At 72.8% G+C, this 17,444-nt stretch carries 5 protein-coding genes; 1 reads left to right on the plus strand and 4 read right to left on the minus strand.

The window, feature by feature from the left end:
- Window positions 1-11: 11 nt before the first annotated feature.
- The 4 genes from EST54_RS11215 to fabD form a co-directional block, all read right to left on the minus strand.
- Complete coding sequence (locus EST54_RS11215; protein ID WP_129247459.1) at window positions 12-9,524, minus strand: SDR family NAD(P)-dependent oxidoreductase; 9,513 nt, start codon at window positions 9,522-9,524, stop codon at window positions 12-14.
- A 15-nt stretch (window positions 9,525-9,539) separates the two neighbouring features.
- Entirely contained in the window at window positions 9,540-11,510 is a 1,971-nt protein-coding gene (gene asnB, locus EST54_RS11220; protein ID WP_129247460.1) for an asparagine synthase (glutamine-hydrolyzing), read from the minus strand.
- Window positions 11,511-11,514: 4 nt separating this feature from the next.
- The gene (locus EST54_RS11225; protein WP_129247461.1) at window positions 11,515-11,766 is read right to left on the minus strand and encodes an acyl carrier protein; all 252 of its coding nucleotides are present in this window, start codon (window positions 11,764-11,766) and stop codon (window positions 11,515-11,517) included.
- An 85-nt stretch (window positions 11,767-11,851) separates the two neighbouring features.
- On the minus strand, window positions 11,852-13,420 hold the full coding sequence (gene fabD / locus EST54_RS11230) for an ACP S-malonyltransferase (RefSeq protein WP_129247462.1): 1,569 nt from the start codon (window positions 13,418-13,420) through the stop codon (window positions 11,852-11,854).
- A gap of 363 nt (window positions 13,421-13,783) precedes the next feature.
- Here fabD and EST54_RS35860 point away from each other — a divergent pair, with 363 nt between their 5' ends.
- Window positions 13,784-17,428 carry an AfsR/SARP family transcriptional regulator gene (locus EST54_RS35860; protein ID WP_129247463.1) on the plus strand — a complete coding sequence of 1,215 codons (3,645 nt, stop codon included), beginning with the start codon at window positions 13,784-13,786 and terminating at the stop codon, window positions 17,426-17,428.
- Window positions 17,429-17,444: the final 16 nt, after the last annotated feature.

Raw genomic sequence — 17,444 nt, forward strand, 5'->3', positions numbered from 1 at the left:
AGGGGGAAGCGTCAGATCCTGTTCAGGGCGTCCGGGCCGGCACGGCCGTCGAGGACCGCGTCGAGCAGCGCCGCTCGGGCATCGGTCTCGAACGCGGGCTCGGCCGCGGGGGGTTGGACGGGTGCCGGGGGCGGCGGGACCGGGGCTGTGCCGCCCTCGGGCACCCAGTAGCGGTCGCCGGCGAAGGGGTACGCGGGCAGCCGCACGGTGCGGCGCTCGCCTGCCGGATGCATCGCCGGCCAGTCGACCGGGGCTCCGTCGCACCACAGGGCCGTCACCCGGTCGAGCCGTCCGTCCTGGAGGGCCCGGGTCACCTCGGGGGCCTGCTCCGGCGTGCGCCGCACTCCGGCGCCACGCGACCGCCTGAGGCCGCCGGTGTGCCAGCCGGAGGGCTCGTCGCCCGCGAGGAACCGGTCCAGCGTGCCGAGCACGTCGTCCATGCTTCCGACGACGAAGCCCAGGCGCCGTTCCATGGCCTCCCGGCCCACCTGGAGGGTGAACGCCAGGTCCGCCAGGTCCGGAGCGTGTCCGTCGCGGCGCGCCCGGTCGAGGAAGTCCCGCAGTCGTCCGGCCGTGGCACGCAGCCGGGCGCCGTCGCGGGCGGACAGCACGATGGCCTGGGGGACGGTCGGGCGGGCCGGCTCCGCCGGTGCGGGCGGTGCGGGCGGTGCTTCGAGGACGACATGGGCGTTGGCGCCGCCGAAGCCGAAACTGCTTACTCCGGCCCGCAGGGGCCACGGCCGCCCGGTGGCGTCGGTGCACGGTTCCCAGCGGCGCAGTTCGCGTACGACCTCGAATCCGCCGTCGAGCGGCAGGTGCGGGTTGAGCCGGTCACAGTGCAGGGTCGGCGGCAGCTCGCGGTGCCGCATGGCGAGCAGCACCTTCAGCACTCCGGCCAGGCCCGCGGCCGACTCCGCGTGGCCGATGTTGGTCTTCACCGAGCCGAGCGCGCACGGCCGGGCCGCGTGCGGCGGCCTGCCCTCGGCGGTGCGCAGGGCGCGGTAGGCGCTGTCGAGGGCGTTGACCTCGACCGGGTCGCCCAGGCCGGTGCCCGTGCCGTGCGCCTCGACGTAGCCGACGCTGTCCGGGTCGATGCCGCGCATGGCGTCCTGGATCAGGGCGGCCTGCGCCTTGCCGTTGGGGGCGGTCAGCGAACCGGCGCGGCCGCCGTGGTTCTCGGCGCTGCCTCGGATGACGCCCCAGATGGCGTCGCCGTCCCGCTGCGCCTGGGCGAGCGGCTTGAGCAGCACCGCGGCGACGCCCTCGGAGCGGACGTAGCCGTCCGCGCCGGCGGCGAAGGTCTTGCAGCGGCCGTCGGGGCTGAGCATGCCCGCCATGTGCGTCGCGGCGAAGGTGTCCACGCTCAGCAGCAGGTTGACACCGCCCGCGATGGCCATCTCGCATCGGCCCGACCGGATGTTCTCGACGGCGCGGTGCAGCGCGACGAGCGAGCTGGAGCAGGCCGTGTCGACGGGTTCGCTCGGCCCGTGCACGTCCAGGACGTACGAGATCCGGTTGGCCAGCATCGAGTGGGCGTTGCCGGTGGCGGTGAAGCCGTCGGGTGCCACGCCACTGGCGTTGAGCAGGTGGTGGTAGTCGCTGCCGGAGACGCCGAAGTGGACCCCGGTGTTCTCGGGGAGGCGCGCCGGGGCGTAGCCGGCGTTCTCCAGCGCGGCCCATACGGTCTCCAGGGCCAGCCGGTGCTGCGGGTCCATCAGCTCCGCCTCCAGCCGCGACAGGTGGAAGAAGTCCGCGTCGAAGCGGTCCACGCCCTCGATCCGGCCGGCGAACTTCGGGAAGTCCGCCCGCGCGACGACGTCCGCGTAGGGGCCGCCGTCGAAGCGGTCGCCGGGGTAGTCGGCGATCAGGTCCTCGCCCGCGCGGAGCTGCTGCCAGAAGGCGTCCAGGCCGTCCGCGCCGGGGAACCGTCCGGCAGCGCCGACGATGGCCACCGCGTCGTCGTCCGGCCCGGGTGCCGGCGTCGGCACCGGGGACGGCCGGGGGGCGGCGACCGGCGCGGGTGCGTCGGCGGTCGTGGGGAGGCTCAGCTCGGGGCCGTAGCGGTCGAGCAGGTACTCGGCGAGGCTGCGGATGTCGGAGCACTCGAAGAAGACGGCGGGGGTGAGGTCCGTGCCGAGGATGCCGTTGAGTTCCGAGGCCAGTTTGGCCAGCGCGATGGATTCGAAGCCGTACGCGTGGAAGTGCGTGTCGAGGTCGATGTCGGCCAGGTCGAACTTGAGCAGGTCGGCGACGGTCTCGCGCAGCGATGCGACGAGCGCCGCCGCCCCGTCCGCGACCGCCGGAACGGTCACTGACGGCTCGGTCTCCGACTGCTGCCGCTCCCCCGTACCGGCCGGCGTCCGCGGCACCGGGAGCGACGCCTGCGGCAGTGCCACGACTGCCCGTCCGGCTTCGCCAGGGAGTGCCGGATCGAGGTCCCCCGCGGTGAACTCGGCGTCCTCGACCCGGCCCAGCACGCGGCCGTCCTCGTCGAGGAAAGCCGCGTGGAAGACGGCGTCGGACGTCCGCGCCAGCACGATCGCCCGGGTGCGCTCCCACTGCTCGCCCTGCACGGATCCGACCCGCACCACGGCGGCGTCGGCCCGGTCCCACGCGTGCTGAACACCCTGGGTCAGCCCGGCGAGCACCCAGGCCGGGAGATGCACGTGCTGCTTGTGCGGGTCCTGGCACAGGGCCGGTTCGGCGACCCGTACGAGCAGCCGGTGGGCGTCGAGTTCGGTGACCCCTTCGACGCTGCGCGCGTACGGCCGGGCGTCGAGGCCCGCGGCGCCGAGCGCGGCGTAGAAGCCGTCCCGGTCGAGGGTCGCGGGCGCGCTGCGCATCTGCGGCATCGATGCGTCTTCGGCAGCCGCGGACGGTACGACGTCGGCGGCGAACCGGAGCGTGGCCTCCTCGGCGTGCCACAGCTCGACGCGATGCACGCCGTCGCCGGACGTGCCGAGCTGCCAGGTGAACGTCTCGGGGGTGTCCGCGGGCGACGGGAGTGCGGCCCACTGCGCGTTCCGCAACCGCAGCGGCCCCTCCAGCCCGGCGAGCCGCGCGAACGCCAGCGCCGCGTCCAGCAGCGCCACGGTGGCGTAACGGCGCTTGCGTCCCACGGTGTAGACGTAGTCGAGGAGTTCGTCGCCGCGCAGCCGGAGGGTGTAGCGCACACCGCCCAGGTCCGAGGCGTTGACGCCGACCCAGGGGTGCGCGCGCCGGGCGAAGGCGAGCGGCCGCAGCACGCTGGGCGCGTCATCGTGCTCGGGGTACCAGCAGCGCACCTTCTCGAAGGGGTAGGCGGGCAGCGACGCCTTGGCCGGGCGGCTTCCCGCCGGCCACAGCAGGTCCCAGTCGACGCTCGCGCCGTCCGCCCAGTGCTGCGCCAGTTCCGCCTGCTTCCCGTCACGCAGCGCCTGTCCGACGGTCGCCGCGTCGGCGGTGCGCCGGCGCCGCAGCGTGCTCGCCGTGAAGTGCACGCCTGCGGGCACGCCGGGTGACTCCGCCGTCCAGTCCACCGCGGACAGCCGGGCCAGGCGGGCTTCCGCGTCCGCGATGTCGTCCGCGACGAAGGCCAGCCGGCACGGCAGTTCGTTCTTGCCGGTCTGCAGGGTGTACGCGAGGGCGTCCAGGCCCGGCGCCTTCTCCTTCACGTGCTCGTGCACGGCGCGCAGCACCGTCCGCAGGGCCTGGGGCGTCATGGCGGAGAACACCAGCAGCCGCGGGCGACCGCTGTCCGGTGCGGCGACGACCTGGCCGTCGTACTCCTCGACGACGATGTGCACGTTGATGCCGCCCGCGCCGATGGACGTGACGCCTGCCCGGCGCGGCGCCTCCTCGCCGCCGACCACGGGGCGCCGCCAGGTGTCGCGGTGGCGCTGCACCACGAACGGGGTCTTCTCGAAGTCGATCGCCGAGCTGAGCGTCCCCGCGTGCAGCGAGGGCGCCAGCGTGCGGTGCTTGAGCTGCAGCAGCACCTTGGTCAGGCCGGCCATGCCGGATCCGGACAGCAGGTGCGCCACGTTGGACTTGACCGAGCCCAGCGCGCAGAACCCCAGGTCCTGGGTGTCCCGGCCGAAGGCGAGGGCGGCGCCCTTGATCTCGATGGGGTCGCCGAGGGAGGTTGCCGAGCCGTGACCCTCCAGGTAGCTGATCGTGCGTGCGTCCACGGCGGCGTCGTCGAGCGCCTTCTCGATGGCGCGGGCCTGCTGCTGCGGGCTCGGCACCGTGAAGCCGTTGCGGACCCCGGCGTTGGTCATGCCGCTGCCCTTGATCACGCCGTAGATGTGGTCGCCGTCGGCGACGGCGTCGGCCAGCGGCTTGAGCACGAGGGTGCCCACGCCTTCGCCCAGGATCGTGCCGTCGGCGCCGAGGCCGTAACTGCGCACGACGTCGGCCGACTTGGTGGTGAAGTGCGCCTGCGAGGTCGCGATGAGGTCGAACGGGTGCAGCATCAGATTGATGCCGCCGACGACGGTCATGCGGCACTCGCCGCTGCGCAGCATACGCACCGCCTGGTGCACGCACGCCGACGCCGAGGAGCACATGGTGTCGAGGAACACGGACGGCCCGGTGAAGCCGTAGTGGTAGGACAGCATGTTCGCCATCACGCCGAGTTCGCTGCCGCTGGTCGCGGTGCCGCGCATCAGCATGTTCTGGAAGCCGTAGAGCGAGTAGCTGTTGTTCATCGAGCCGACGAGCACGCCGACGTCGCCGTCGTAGCGGCGCCGCAGCGTCTCACGTGAGTAGCCCGCGTCCTCCAGGGCCACCACGCCCGCCTGCAGGAACAGCCGGACCTCCGGGGACAGCAACTCGGCGTCGCGCTGGGAGATGTTGAAGTAGCGCGGATCGAACGCCTCGACGTCCCGCAGGAAGGTGCCGGTCTTGACGACGGTCTTGCCGTCGACGTCACGCTCGTCGAAGTAGATGTCGCTGTGCCGCCACCGCGATTCCGGGACGGGCTCGAAGCTGTGCCGGCCCTCGCTGAGCAGCTCCCAGAACTCCTCCAGGGTGTCGGCGCCCGGGTACCGGCCCGCCATACCGATGACCGCGATGTCGTGGCGCTCCGGATCGGCCCAGGCCGGGAGGGCGCGCCCGGCGGTCTCCACGGACGGCCGGACGGCCGGGGTGGGCGCGGTCGCGGGCGGCTCCTCGACGGCAGGACTCTCCCGGGCGGGCTCCTCGGGCGCGGGTGCTTCGGGAGCGAAGAGTTCGAGGAGCCGGTCGCGGTGCTCGGCGACGAAGTAGCCGGCCACGCCCTGCAGATCGACGTACTCGAAGAAGAGCGTCTTGGGCAGCGACCCGAAGGTGTCCTCCAGCTTGCTGGTCAGCTCGACGATGGAGATCGATTCGATGCCGTAGGTCTCCAGCTTCTCCTCGGCCAGGATGTGCTCCGCGTCCTGCAGGGTCACCTCGGCGAACAGGTTCCGCAGCAGGTCCTGTGTACGGGCGACGAGTTCGCTCTCCTCCAGGACGGCCGGCGCGGCCGTGTTCCGCCGCACCCCGGACGTGCGCGGCTCCGGCGTCGCGACGCGGTCCAGGCCCGCGTACCCGCGCAGCTTGGACCGCTCCCCGAAGAGCACCACGCGGCGGACCGGCGCGGCGGAGTGCAGTGCGCGCTCCAGGGCGTCCAGGCCGGTCTCGCTCGGCAGTGGCACGGTCCCGGTGCGCTTGCGCAGGTAGGCGAGGCTGGCGTCGTCCACGCGCATGCCGCCGTCGGCCCACAGCGGCCAGTCGACGGAACGGGTCACGCTGCCGGCGGCCTGCCGTCGTGCGGCGAACGCGTCGAGGAAGGCGTTGGCGGCGGCGTAGTCGGCCTGCGCGGCGTTGCCGAAGGCGCCCGCCACGGAGCCGAACAGCATGAGGAAGTCCAGGCCGTGGGCGCGCGTCGCGTCGTCGATGTGCGCGGCGCCGTCCACCTTGGGCGCGAGTACGGCGGCGGTACCCGCGAGGGGCTTGCTCGCGAGGTAGCCGTCGTCGAGGACGCCGGCCGCGTGGAACACGCCGTCGAGCCGTCCGTACAGCGCGCGGATGTCCGCGACCGCGTCCCGTACGGCGGCCGCGTCCGTGACGTCCGTGCGGCGGTACGCCACCTCGCCGTGGGACAGCCGGGCCCGCAGGGCCTCGATGGCCCGGCTGTCCGCCGAGCGGCCGCTGACGACGACCGTGGCGCGGCGGCGCTCGCAGAGCCGCTCGGCGAGCAGCAGGCCGAGTCCGCCGGCGCCCCCGGTGATCCAGTAGACGCCACCGTCGCGCAGCAGGCTCTCCCCCGCCTCGCCCTGGGGCAGTTCCACGAAGCCGTGCCCCAGTCGGCGGTCCTGGGCGTCGTAGGCGACTTCGGTGTCGTCTCCGGCGCCCGCCTCCGCGCTGACGACACGCTCGAAGCGGTCGGCGTCGCGGGGGTCATGGCCGTCGAGGAGCACCAGCCTCCCCCTGAAGGACGGATTCTCCTGCTGTGCGGTCTTCAGCAGCGCCGCGAGTGGGGCGTGGACCGGCGAGTCCGGGGCGCCCGGGGCGACGACGAGCACGTGCCGTCCCTGGCCGAGCAAATCCTGGACCTGCGGGTAGCAGGCCTCGAACGCCGCCTTCATGGCGACGGCATCGGTGGCGGCGGCATCCGCGGGAACGGCCAGCTGCCGGATGTCCATGCCCAGCCGCGCGGCGCTCGCCGCTGCGAGGTCGCCGTCCAGTGCGGCGTTGAGCACCGTCACCGGGCCGACCGGGGTGGCCCGACCGGCTGCGGGGGCCGGGGCAGGGGCCTCCTCCCAGACACCGGTGACCTCCAGGAGCTCCCCGTCCGGGGCTTGGACTGCTGCCGGTTCCGCGGTGGGCAGTTCCCTCGACGTGTAGCCGGCCAAGCGCACGCACAGCCGACCGTTGCCGTCGAACAGATCGATGTCGGCTCTGGCCATGCCGCCTGCCGTGCCGCTGCCGTCCGGCCGCAGCCACGCCCACATCGTCGAGGTCGTCGCCGCGTGCACGGTGAGCCGGTCCAGCGCGAACGGCACCACGGGGGCGGCGGGCCTGCGCCAGCCGCCGTCGGCCGAGCCGAGGGCCAGGGCCGCGAGGAGGGCGCTGTCGAGGATCGCGGGCTGCAGCGCCATGCCGTCCGGGGTGCCCGCGGGCAGCCGCAGCTCGGCCAGCACGCCGTCCGGACCACGGTGCAGGGCATGCAGCCCGCGCAGGGCGGGGCCGTGCTCGATGCCGCTGGACCGCAGCGCGGCGTAACCCTCGGCGACGTCGACGGGCTGGGGGAAGCGCTCGCGCAGCGCGCCCGGGTCCGTCTTCTCGGCCGCGGCGGCCTCGCCGTACTCGATCCGGCCGCTGGTGTACTGCATGCCGTGGTCGTCGGTGATCGCGTAGTCGTAGCCGTCGGCGGCGGGGGTCAGGCGGAGCTGCGGGGAGAGCGCGGTGTCGCCGACGAGCAGCGGGCGGACCCATACCGCGTTGCGGATGCGGGGCGTCAGCCCGGCCCGGGGACCTGCGACGGCGGCCCGTTCGGCTGCCGCGGTGACGAGTTCCAGGGCCACCACGCCCGGGACGATCCGTGCGCCGTTGACGCGGTGGTCGCGGACGAATCCCTGTGTGGCGTCGAAGTGCAGGGGGAAGGTCCAGCTGTCGCCGTCCGGCGTGCCGTCGCCGAGCGGGGCGGGAGCGGTGTGGGTCGCGTCGCGCTCCGGCCTTCCGGTCGTCTCGTTCCGGGTCGTCCGGAACCAGTGCGGCGTGCGGGCGAACGCGTAGCCGGGCACGTGCACGCGGCGGCCGCGCTCGGGCCACTGCGCCCAGTCCACGGGCAGGCCCTGGGCCCAGGCGGCCGCGAACTTGTCCCACCGGCCCTTCTCCAGCCAGCGCTCGGCCAAGGCCGTCAGGTCGTCCGCGTCCAGGCCGTCGGGGACTTCGGTTCCGGCCCGTCCGCGCGGGCAGTCCGCGGGCGCGCCGTCCCCCGCGGCGACGCTCTCCAGCTGTGCCGCCCACTCCTCGATGCCGCTTGCGCGGAACACCACGCGCTCGCGCAGGGACACCCGGCCTTCGCGCAGCGTGCGGGCGGCATCGGTCAGGGACGGAGCATCGTTCTGCTCGATCCGGGTCCGGACCCAGCGGGCGAGCCGGGCGCACGTCTCGCGAAGCCGGTCCTCGTCCATGGCGGACACCGGCAGCCACTGTTCGCCGGCGTCCTCGGTGGCGGCCACCGGCTCCGCGGATTCCAGCAGGACGTGGGCGTTGGTCCCGCCGAATCCGAAGGAGCTGACGCCCGCGCGCAGCGGTGCGGACCCTTCGGCGTTCCAGTCGGTGAGGCGGTCGAGGACGTACAGCGGGCTGCCGTCCAGGTCGATGAGGGGGTTGAGCTTCTGGAAGTTGACCGTCGCGGGCAGCTTGCGGTGGCGCATGGCGAGGATGACCTTGAGCATGCCCGCGATGCCGGCGGCACCTTCCAGGTGGCCGATGTTGGTCTTCACGGAGCCGATGCCGCACCGGTGGGCCGGAGCCTCCCCGGGCCGGTCCGCGCCCAGGTCGGCGAAGGCCTGCTTGAGGCCGCGGACCTCGATGGGGTCCCCGACCGGTGTGCCGGGGCCGTGGGTCTCCACGTAGGTGACGGTCTCGGGTGCGATGCCGGCCTTGCGGTAGACACCCGCGATCAGTTCGGCCTGTGCGGCCGGGTTGGTCACGGTCAGCGAACTGGTGCGCCCGCCGTGGTTGCTGCCGATGCCCTTGATCACGGCGTGCACGGCGTCGCCGTCGCGGCGGGCGTCCGCGGCCCGCTTCAGCAGAACGATGCCGCCGCCCTCGCCGCGCACATAGCCGTTGGCATGCGCGTCGAACGCCCGGCACAGGCCGTCGGGCGAGAGCATGCCCGCCTTGGCGAAGGCGATGAAGTGCCGCGGAGACCAGGTCAGATTGACGCCGCCGCCGAGCGCGAGGTCGCAGTCGCCGGCCTGGAGGGCCTGCACCGCCTGCTGCACGGCCACCAGCGAGCCCGCGCAGGCCGTGTCGTTGACGACGCTCGGTCCGCGGAAGTCGAAGTGGTGGGAGACCCGGTTGGCGATGATCGCGTACGCGGCGCCGGTCGGGTAGTAGGCGTCGATCTCCTCGACTTCCTGCTCCATCAACTCGGCGTAGTCCCAGTGGCAGACGCCCATGAAGACGCCGGTGCGGGAGCCCGCCACGCGGTCGGCCCGGTAGCCGGCGTCCTCCAGGGCGTGCCAGCTCAGCTCCAGGGCCATCCGCTGCTGCGGGTCCATGGACTGCGCCTCGCGCGGGGAGATCTGGAAGAAGTCGGCGTCGAAGCAGTCGGCGTCGTCGACGAAGCCGCCCCAGACACTGTTGGTCTTGTTGAATTCGCGGCGCGGGTGACCGAGGTGGTCCTCCTTTCGCCAACGGCGCTCCGGGACCTCGCTGATGAGCGAGCGGCCCTCGGCCAGGTGGCTCCAGAACTCCTCGGGCGTGCGCGAGCCGGGCAACCGCAGGGACAGGCCGATGACGGCGATGTCCCGGTCGTCGGCGAGGACGCCGTTCTGCTTCTTCATGGCGCGTTCTCCGTCCTAGGCCGACAGGGCGCCGCTGCGCCGGTCGACGACGTACAGGGGGACCCCGAGCGGAGTCCGGCGGCGGGCGTTGCCGCGCACGTACCAGTGGTGCAGCCAGACCGTCGACGCCAAGGAGACGAAGGCCTGGTTCTCCTTCGTGCCGATCTGCTCGGGCGGGCTGTCGAAGACGCGGTCGGTGAACCGCTTCACGAAGCGCGCGTCGAGGACGCCGATCTCGTCGAGGGTGCCGGGGTCGGTCAGCAGCTCGCGGTAGTCCGGGCGGGAACGGACGAACGCGGCGCTGTCCGGGGCGCGGTAGGGGAACTTCCCCTTCTTGACGATCCGTTCCGGCAGCACCTCGGCATAGGCGCGCTTGAGCAGGTACTTCTCGTCGTAGGGGTCGCCGAACCGCAGGTTGACCGATGCGGCGCGGCGGACCACGGCGGGGTCGAGGAAGGGGCAGCGGTTCTCCACGCCGTGCGCCAGCGCCATGCGCTCGCCCTGCGTGGAGAGCAGGTAGCCGCTCAGGAGTGTGCGGAACTCCAGCCACTGAGCCTTCTGCACGGGGGTGAGCTGTGCGTAGCCGGGCTCACCGGCGACGAGTTCTTCGAGGGCCGCGAAGGGGTCGCCCGGGTTCTTGAGCAGGCGTGCGGCGAAGCGGCCGTTCTGGAACCGCATCTGGTGGGAGAAGAGACCGGGCAGGGTCTCCTCGGTGAACTGCCGGTAGAGCCCGAGCATCCGGCGGTGGCCGTCCTCACCGCTGAAGTGGCGCAGGTAGGGGTAGAGCTGGCTCATGCGGCGCAGGCGGGTGTCGTCGTCCAGCTCGTGCCAGGTCGAGAGCAGCAGCGTGTCCTTGAAGATGCCGTAGCCGAGGAAGGCCTCGTCGGCGCCCTCGCCGCTGAGCACGACCTTGATCCCTTCGCTCCGGACGTGGCCTGCCAGCAGGTACATGGGGACGAAGGCGGTGCGGAAGACCGGCACCTCGGCGTGCCGGACGGCTTCGGGGAAGGCGTCGGCGACGTCCTCGTCGGTCACGCGCACGGTGGAGTGGCGCGTGCCCAGGTGTGCGGCCAGCTCGGCCTGTTCGGCCGATTCGTCGAACTCCGCGTCCTCGAACTCGATCGAGAACGTCCGCAGCTCCCCGCTCGTCCGCTGCGCGGCGAGGTGCGCGATGATCGAGGAGTCCAGGCCGCCGGAGGCGTAGACGCCGACCTCGACATCGCTGCGCAGGCGCACGTCGACCGCGGCTTCGAGGTCCGCGCGGACGAGCTCGACGGCCTCCTGCTCGCTCTCCGGAGCCGGCCCTTGGGCCAGGTCGAGCGTGGCCCAGCGGCCGCGCCGGACCTCGTCGCCGCGCACGGACAGGTACTCGCCCATGGGGATCTGCTCGATCCCGCGGTATCCGCTCTGGCCGGGCAGCGGGGTCCAGGTGGCGAAGACCGACGCCAGCTGTGCCTCGTCGAAGGCGAACTGGAAGTCCGGGTAGGCCAGGAACGCCTTCATCTCGGAGGCGAACAGCCACGCGCCGCGGTGCCGCGCCACGAACAGGGGCCGCTTGCCGAACCGGTCGCGTACCAGGTGCAGTTCGCCGGTGACGCTGTCGTAGAGGGCAAAGGCGAAGGCGCCGTTGAAGCGGGGCAGGCAGTCGAGGCCCCAGGCGACCCAGGCGTTGAGCACGACTTCGGTATCGGACTCGGTGCGGAAGGCGAAGCCGCGGGCGGTCAGCTGCTCGCGCAGCTCCCGGTAGTTGTACAGCTCGCCGTTGTAGCAGAGCCAGTAGCGGCCGTCGGCGCTGCCGACCGGCTGCGAGCCGGTGGACAGGTCGATGATGCTCAGCCGTACCGTGCCCATGGCCAGCCGGTCGTCGAGGAAGCAGCCCGCCTCGTCCGGGCCGCGGTGCTCGATCTGGGCGAGCATGCCGTGGATCAGGGTCTCGTATTCCTGCGGGGGCAGGGGGCTTCCGTAGAAGCCGGCGATGCCGCACATGGGGTCACCGGCTCCCGGCGGCCCGCAGGCGGGCGGCGTCGACGACCGCGACGATGCCGGACAGCGAGACCGCGATGTTGCCGAGGATCTCGTCGCCGAGCGGCACGCCGTACTCCTCCTCGATGTGCGTCATCAGCGAGATGTAGCCGAACGAGTCGAGGATGCCCGCCTTGAACAGGTCGGTGTCCTCGGTGATGTCCGAGTCGAACTCGAACATGAACCGCTCTTCCATGTGCTTCTTGAGTTCCTGCTTCATGGCTGTCCGTCACCCTCGGGATGGTCGATTCGGGACACGTGCCGGTGGCCGGCGCGCGTGAACTCTTCGCTGGTCCGGCGCGGCGTCAGGGGGCCGCGAGCCCGGCCGCGACGATCCGGGCCAGCGCGGGCCACTGGGCCCGGATGAAGAAGTGGTCACCGGGGAACCGGTGTGTGGTCAGGGGCCGGGTGCTCTCCCGTTGCCAGGCCTCCAGGTCGGCCGGGGTGAACCACTCGTCCTCGCCGGCCATGGCGGTGACCGGCACGTCCAGCGGCGGGGCGTCCTCGTGCCGGTAGGCGCCCAACGCGGTGAAGTCGGCCCGTATGACCGGCTCGTAATACGCCATCAGGTCCGGGTGCTCCCACAGCTCCGCGGGGATTCCGCCGAGCTCCTTGAGGTGGTCCCAGAAGGCGTCGGTCGGCAGCTCCCAGGTGTGGCGTTCCCGGCTCGGGACCGCCGGTCCGCTCTCCCCGGAGACGAACAGGTGGGCCGGTGCGGGCAGCCGCTCGGCGCGCAGCCGGCGACAGAGCAGGAACGCCAGCCGGGCTCCGAGGCTGTGGCCGTAGAGCGCGTACGGGGCGTCGAGCCGGTCCCGCAGCTGCCGGAGCAGATCGTCGACGATCGCGGCGGGTTCGCGCAGCAGCGGCTCGGAGGCGCGCCGGCCGCGTCCGGGGCGTTCCAGCGTCACGACGTCGACATCCGGGCAGTGTTCGGCGAGTCCGGCGTAGGCGCGCTCGTCGCCTCCGGCGTAGGCGACGCAGAACAGGCGTGGCCGTGACTGCGGCTTCGGTTGTGGAGTCCCGTGGGCGGGGGCCGCGTCGATCTGCCGGATCATGCGGGTCAGGACTCCTCCCCCGCCCACCTCACGGCAGTGGTCGGCACTCGTGCGCTCCAGCAGGTAGCGGACGCTGTCCAGCCACTGCACCGATCCGCAGATCTGCTCGCTCAGTGTCGCCGCGACGTCCTGGTCCGTGTACGGCCGTGCGGTGAGGTTGGCGATCACCGTGGCCCGCAGGGGCGCGAACCGGAAGCCCTTGAGAAAAGCGGCGAACTCGTCGCGGGCAGCGGCCATGAACCGCGAGTGGAAGGCGGCCGAGACCTTCAGCCGGGCCACCCGGGTCCCGCGCGCGTCGAGCGTCTTGTGCGCACGCTCGATCTCGTCCCGGGCCCCGGACAGCACGGTCTGTACGGGGGTGTTGAAGTTGGCGACGTCGAGCCGCGACAGGCCCTCCTCCGAGAGGAAGGCACGCACCTCACCCGCGTCGGGCCCCACGACGGCGAGCATGGCCCCGTCCGGAGCCCGGGCCATGAGCTCGCCCCGCTTGACGACGAGCTTCAGTCCGGTCTCGAAGTCGAAGGCCCCGGCGGCGTGCAGGGCGTTGTACTCCCCCAGGCTGTGGCCCAGCAGGTACGCGCCCTCGGGTTCGCCGCGCTCCAGCGAGTCCTGGTAGGAGAGGGCGTTGACGACGTAGAGCGCGGGCTGGGTGTAGCGCGTGTCGTCGAGCCGCCCGTCCGGGTCCTCCAGGCACAGCCGCGGGAGGTCGTAGCCGAGGACATCGCCGGCCAGCGCGGTCAGTTCGGGGTACCGGTCGAAGAGGCCGGCTCCCATGCCACGGGCCTGGGACCCCTGGCCGGGGAAGAGCACGGCGGGCATTCCCGTTGCGGAAGCCCTCATGCCGGGCCCGCAGCGAAGTGTTCTCGGGTGACGGCAGGGCAGTCGTCCGGCGGGTTCATGACCTCCCCCTTCAGCGGTGGTGTCCGATGACGGGCATCCTGCAGCACCCCCCTTGCAGCGGCCTGGTCTTCGCGCTGGCGAATTCCTGCCGTTCGCTGTAGCGGTTTTCCGCCAACCTTGCCGAACTCCCTGCAGAGACCTTGCCGTTCGCTTGCCGACTGCCGGGGTGATCTTGGAACGTCCCCGTTCTCTATGCAAAGCTCCGGTTTGGAAGGGCCACCGGCCGCACTGCGCCACCCGCCCGTCAGCACGATCGCGCGTGCGAGAACGATTGGGACCGATATGTCTTCATCCCTGACGCCGAATCAGCTCTCCATCACTCCGGCCTCCGAGGACGGGCCGCCCGGGACTCCCCTCCAACTGAGCGTTCTGGGCCCCATGTCGGCGCGCCACGACGGCCGCGAACTCCCACTCGGTCCGCCACGCCGCAGGGCCCTGCTCGCCCTGCTCCTCATACGCCTGGGGCGGGTGGTGCCCACGGAACTGCTCATCGAGGAGCTGTGGGGCGAGGAGCCCCCGCGTCAGGCCGTCGCCACGCTCCAGAGCCACGTATCCCACCTGCGCCGCGCACTGCAGCCGGCGTCCGGGCTCGACCGCCCCATCGTGCTGCGCCACCGCGCGCCCGGCTACGTCCTGGAACTCGCCCCCGAACAGCTCGACACCTGCCGCTTCGAGCGCCTGGTCGCCGAAGGGCGGCGGCTGCTGGAACACCGCGAACCGCTCGCCGCACGGGACCGGTTCGCCGCGGCCCTGACACTGTGGCGGGGCTCGCCCTATGCGGAGTTCGACGGCCATCCGCCGCTCAGCGACGAGAGTTCGCGCCTCGAACACGTCCGGCTCACCGCCGTGGAGTCCTGCGCGGAGGCCCGACTCGCCCTCGGCGAGGCCCAGGAAGTGGCCGCGGGCCTCGACCGCGAGGTGCGCCGCCACCCGGCGCGGGAACGCCTGGTCGGCCACTTGATGACGGCCCTGTCCCGGCTCGGGCGGCAGGCCGAGGCGCTCGAAGTGTACGAACGGACCCGCGTCCATCTGAACGAGGAGTTCGGCGTGGGCACGGCCGCCGAACTCCGCCGGGTCAGGACCGCGATCCTGCGCCAGGAGCCGGGGACGGGCGGTCCCCCCGCGGGACCACGACCCGGTCGCCCCGAACCTGCCGGACCCGCACTGGGGGCTCCGGTGATCGGGATGGCCACGGCGCACGACGGCGACGGTGCACGAGAGCCGGATGCGCGCGCGGCGCAGGAGCCCGAGCGGCCCGCAGCGGCCGAGGCGTCCGGTGGGACCGTCCTGGCGGCTGCGGCTCCGGACGAGCCCTTCGCGGCAGACCGCGGTGATGACGCTCCCCAGGACGGCACGCGGTCCGCGGGATCGGGAGGGGCCGGAAGCGCTGCCGCGGAAGGGGCGCAGGCGGACGATCCCACCGCCGCACCGGGACCCGCGCGCCGGCCGGTGACGATCACCGCGACATCGCGGTCGACCACCGCAGATTCAGGGGAGAGCGCGCGTCCGACGCAGGATGCGAAAGCCCAGGAGTACGACACGAGCACCGAGGCCTCAGGGCCGGTGTGCGGCGGTCCGGGCGCCCAGTCGCCGTTCACCGGCCGCAGCGAGGAATTGCAGCGCCTGACAGCCGCGGCGACGAGCGCGCTCGCCGGTCACGGGCACGTTGCGGGCGTGCTCGGCCCCGCCGGCGTCGGCAAGACCCGTCTGCTCCTCGAACTCGTCCCCGCGCTGGAAACCGCCGGCGCCGGCGAGGACGGCACCGGTCAGGAGGGTGCCGGCCTGGAGGTGATCTGGAGCCACTGCTTCCTGGGCGAGGGCGTGCCGCCCTACTGGGTGTGGACCCAGATCCTCCGGCGACTGTCCACGACCCGCCCGGACGCCTTCCGCGCGGCGGCGAAACCGTTCGGCACCCTGCTCGCCCCGCTGATGCCCGAGCGCGCGCCGCGGCCCGGCGGCCTGGCCCCGGAATCCGACTGGGGCCAGGCCCGGTTCCTCACCCACGATGCGGTCTGCGAAGTCCTGCTCGCCCTCGCCGCCCAGCGCCCACTCGTCCTGCTCATGGAGGACCTGCATTGGGCCGACGCCGCCTCCCTCGACCTCCTCAGACTGCTGAGCACCCGCAGCCAGGGCCACCCGCTCGGCATCGTCCTGACCGCCCGTGAGCACGAGATCGAGTCCGACGCGACGCTGCGCCGCATGCTCTCCGAGGTCCTGCGCGGCCCCAGGACCGAGACCCTGCGGCTCGGCGGCCTGTCCCGCCGCGCTGTCGCCGCCCTCGTCGTCGCCCAGGCCGGACCCGGCGTCGACGCGAGAGTCGTCGAGGTGCTGCACCGGCGCAGCGAGGGCAATCCGTACTTCGTCATGCAGCTCCTCTCCCTCCTGGGGGACGCACGCAGCCTGCGGCGGCCCGACGCGGTGGACGTGCTCCTGACCCGTGTCCCGACGGGCGTCCGCGAGGCACTGCACCAGCGGTTCGCCGCCCTGCCCGAGACGGTGCTGCGCGTGCTGCGGCTGTGCGCCGTCATCGGCACCGAGGTCGACACCGATCTGCTGGAACGCACCGCCACCGAGGACGAACCGGTCACCGCGGCACTGGAGTCGGCGATCCGCGCCGGGCTGCTCGGCGAGGACCCCCACCACCCGGAACGGCTCCACTTCACCCACGCCCTGGTCATGGAGACGCTCATCGACGAGCTCACCCGCGAGGACCGGCAGCGGCTGCACGCGAGAGTCGCCGAGGGGATATCGACCCGCACGCTCGGTCAGGTGGCGGACGAGGAGATCGAGCGGATCGCCCACCACGCCTGGCACGCCAAGGGCGCACTGCCCACTGAAGAAACGCTTCCTCTGCTGCTGCGCGCCGCCGAGCAGGCCGAGCAGCAACTCGCCTACGAACAGGTGGAGACCTGGCTGCGCCGCGCGGTGCACCTGGTCGGCCTGCTGCCGCCCGGCGATCCCTCGGCCGTGTCCCTGAACCAGCGGCTGCACATTCAACTCGGCCAGGTGCTGGCCATCACCCGGGGCTACGGCCACGCCGAGGCTCAGACGGCACTCGCCCGCGGACGGGCCCTGAGCTCGGCCACCCGCTCCCCCGAAGACCCCTCGGTGCTCTGGGCCCTGTGCGCGGCGTACATCGTCACCGGCCGCTACGACGACTCACGCCAGTTCTCGGGCCTGCTCCGGAACCTCGCCGACCGGACCGGCCACCCCGTGGCGGTGCTCGGCGCGGCCTACGGCGAGGGCATCGTCCTCCACATCCGCGGCCAGTTACGGCAGGCCCTCACCCCACTGGAGCACGGCGTCGCCATGGCGGACGAGTACGCCGGCGAGGGCCACTCCCTGGCACGCACCTTCCAGCACGACCCACGCGTCTCCTGCCGCTCCTACGACACCTTCACCCACTGGCTCATGGGCGACCGCAAGACCGCCACGGCACGCCGCCGCGAACTCCTGCGCCTCACCGAGTACGACAGCAGGCCCTCCGACCGCTCCTTCGCTCTCTACGTGGACGCCGTCGTGGCGGCCTGGGAAGGCGACGCCCGCACGGCCCGCTCCTCCGGCGCCGAGGGAGTCCGCGTGGCCGACGAACACGGACTGCTCTACTGGAAGGCCATGCTCGGCGTGCTGGAGGGCTGGGGCCGCACCCACTCCGGGCAGGAGGACGGCCTCACCCTGATGCACTCCTCGCTCGCCGAACTCCGCAACTCCAGAACCCACTTGCGCCGCCCCCTCCACCTGGGCCTCCTCGGCCAGGCCCAGCACCGGACCGGACGGACGGAGGACGCGAAGACCACCTTCCACGCCCTCCTCGCAGCCGTCGGCCAGAGCGACGAACCCGTCTACCTTCACCCGGAACTCCCCGCCACCCGCCTCCTCCACGACCTCCTGGGCCGTGGAGCCGCGGAGGCGGTGGCAGCCGGGTGAGGGGATCGCGCCGGGG

The organism is Streptomyces sioyaensis (assembly GCF_004122735.1).
Classification (GTDB): Bacteria; Actinomycetota; Actinomycetes; order Streptomycetales; family Streptomycetaceae; genus Streptomyces; species Streptomyces sioyaensis.